Genomic DNA, 3,091 nt, shown 5'->3' on the forward strand with positions numbered 1-3,091 from the left:
GCCTCGGCATGGTAAGAGCTGCGGGTGAGAGGGGAGGACACCACCTGCAAAAAGCCCAGCTCTTCCCCCACCCGTCGCCAATGGTCGAACTCTTCGGGGGGAACGTAGCGCTCCACCGGCAAGTGCTTGGGGCTGGGCGCCAGGTATTGGCCGAGCGTGAGGATGTCACAACCCACCCGGCGCAGATCCCGCATCACCTGCAAGATCTCCTCGGCTGTCTCTCCCAGACCCAACATCACCCCCGACTTGGTGTACAGGCCGGGATCCCATTGCCGTGCCAACTCCAACAGTTTGAGGGAGCGCTCGTAGTTCCCTTGCGGGCGTACACGGCGATAGAGGCGGGGCACCGTTTCGGTATTGTGGTTGAGCACCGTCGGTCGGGCGGCCAAGATCTGCTGCAGCGCCTGCCAGTTACCACATAGGTCTGGGATCAAGACCTCGATGGTGGTCTGGGGCATGCGGCGGCGGATTTCCGCAATGCAGGCCACAAACTGGCTGGCTCCCCCATCGGGCAGGTCGTCCCGATTCACCGACGTAATCACCGCATGGCGCAATCCCAAGCGTTCCACTGCTTCTGCCACCCGCAGGGGTTCAGTGGCATCCAGGGGCAGAGGGCGTTTGGTGAAGTCGATATCGCAGTAGGGGCAGGCGCGGGTACAGGCCGGGCCCATGATCAAAAAGGTGGCGGTGCCGTTGGCAAAACACTCCCCCAGGTTGGGACAGGAAGCCTCTTCGCAAACCGTGTTTAGGCCCAAGTCCCGCAGCAGTTGTTTGACGGATCCCACCCGTTGAGGGGCCTTGGCCCGCAGCCAGGAGGGTTTGCCGCCAGGAGAAGAAGAAACAACGGTCAAAGAAGTGCTCCAACACAAAACAGCAGCGACGGTATCACTCAGCTTAGCCTGCCATTTGGCCCCGTTGGAATTTGGACAAAGCCAATTTCCCGGCCCAATTGATCCCTAGCGCCTCGGAAGCACGACCCAAAACGCGGCATACTGGAAAGCAAATGTCGAGCGATAGGGATCCCACATGGTTGTTGCTGCTCCTCCCTCTCTGGAACAACTTGCCATCAACACGATTCGCTTTTTGGCGGTGGATGCTGTTCAGAAGGCCAACTCCGGCCACCCTGGCCTGCCGATGGGAGCAGCACCCATGGCCTATGTGTTGTGGCAGCAGTTCATGAAGTTCAACCCCCGCAACCCCAAGTGGGTGGATCGGGATCGCTTTGTGCTCTCGGCGGGGCACGGCTGCATGCTGCAGTACGCGCTACTGCACCTGACCGGCTTTGATGTGAGCCTAGAGGACATCAAGCAGTTTCGCCAGTGGGGATCCAAAACCCCCGGCCACCCGGAAAACTTTGAAACTCCGGGGGTAGAGGTCACCACCGGCCCGCTGGGGCAAGGGGTGGGTAACGCGGTTGGGCTGGCGATTGCCGAGGCCCATCTGGCCGCCCGCTTCAACAAGCCCGGTTACACCATTGTGGATCACTACACTTACGTGATCTTGGGCGATGGCTGCAACATGGAAGGGGTGGCTTCTGAAGCAGCTTCTCTGGCCGGCCACCTGCAACTGGGCAAGCTGATCATGCTTTACGACAGCAACCACATCTCCATCGACGGCAGAACGGAAATCGCCTTTACGGAAGATGTGGGCAAACGCTATGAAGCCTACGGCTGGCATGTGCAAAAAGTAGAGGATGGCAACCACGACTTGAAAGGGATCGCCGAGGCCATCCAAAAAGCCAAGGAAGTCACCAACAAGCCGTCCTTGATTATTGTCGAGACCACCATCGGCTACGGATCCCCCAACAAGGCCGGCAGCGAGAGCGTCCACGGGGCGCCTTTGGGGCCGGAAGAGGTGAAGCTCACCAAACAAAACCTGGGTTGGCCTCTGGAGCCGGAGTTTTACATTCCCGACGAGGTGCTGGCCCACTTCCGCCAGGCCATCGAGAAAGGGGCCAAAGCCGAAGCGGAGTGGAACGAGCGCTTCGCCGCCTACGAGAAGGCTTACCCCGAAGAGGCCGCCGAGTTCAAGCGCATCATGGCCGGGGAGCTGCCGGTGGGCTGGAAAGAAGCGCTGGCCCCCATTGCCGAAACCGGCAGAGAATCCACCCGCAACCTCTCCAAGTTTTGTCTGAATGCCTTGGCCAAAGCGGTGCCGGAACTGCTGGGGGGATCCGCAGATCTCGCCCACTCCAACATGACTTATCTAAAGGGGATCCCAGAGTTTCAGGCCGGCTCTTACGAGGGGCGTAACTTCCGCTTTGGGGTGCGGGAACACGGCATGGGAGCCATTGCCAACGGCATGGCGCTTCATGGAGGTCTCATCCCTTACGACGCCACCTTTTTGATCTTCACAGACTACATGCGGCCTGCCATCCGCCTGTCCGCCCTCTCGCAAGTGCGGGTGCTGCACGTCATGACCCACGACTCCGTCGCCTTGGGAGAAGATGGCCCCACCCACCAGCCCATTGAGACACTGGCTTCCCTACGGGCTATCCCCAACCTCTATGTGCTGCGCCCGGCGGATGCCCGCGAAACGGTGGGATCTTACCAGGTGGCCCTAGAAGCCAAGACCACCCCTTCTGTGCTGGTGTTCACCCGGCAAGCCGTCAACCCGGTGGAGGGCACCTCTGTTGAAGGCGTAGCCAAAGGGGCCTATGTGGTGGTGGATGCCCCCAATCCAGAGCTGATCTTGATCGCCACCGGCTCTGAACTGGAGCTGGCGGTGAAAGCTGCAGCCCAACTGAAGCAGGAAGGCCGGGCCGTGCGGGTGGTCTCTATGCCCTGTATGGAGCTGTTTGAGGCCCAGCCCCAGAGCTACCGCGATTCCGTTCTGCCCCCCAACGTCACCAAGCGCGTCTCCGTCGAGGCAGGCTGCACCTTCGGCTGGCACAAGTACCTGGGGTTTGAGGGGGTGGCCATTGGCATCGATCGCTTTGGCGCTTCCGCCCCCGGCCCGGTGTGTATGGAGAAGTTCGGCTTCACGGTGGAGAACGTGCTCAACACTGCCCGCCGGCTGCTGGGCTGAGGGCACTTTACCCCTTCCTCGGCGCTTTCAAGGGGCTCAGCAGGGATCCCTTCTCTGCTGGGCT

2 protein-coding genes are annotated in these 3,091 nt (G+C 60.8%); one reads left to right on the forward strand and one right to left on the reverse strand.

Annotated elements, in window-relative coordinates:
- Positions 1-851, reverse strand: an 851-nt coding sequence (gene lipA / locus NW820_RS11445) for a lipoyl synthase (RefSeq protein ID WP_414407543.1), incomplete at its 3' end; no start/stop codon positions are given.
- Positions 852-1,026: 175 nt separating this feature from the next.
- Here lipA and tkt point away from each other — a divergent pair.
- The gene (gene tkt, locus NW820_RS11450; RefSeq protein WP_414407544.1) at positions 1,027-3,027 is read left to right on the forward strand and encodes a transketolase; all 2,001 of its coding nucleotides are present in this window, start codon (positions 1,027-1,029) and stop codon (positions 3,025-3,027) included.
- The last annotated feature ends 64 nt before the right edge of the window (positions 3,028-3,091 follow it).

It is taken from the genome of Synechococcus sp. R55.7 (assembly GCF_047461955.1).
Taxonomy (GTDB): Bacteria; Cyanobacteriota; Cyanobacteriia; order Thermostichales; family Thermostichaceae; genus Thermostichus.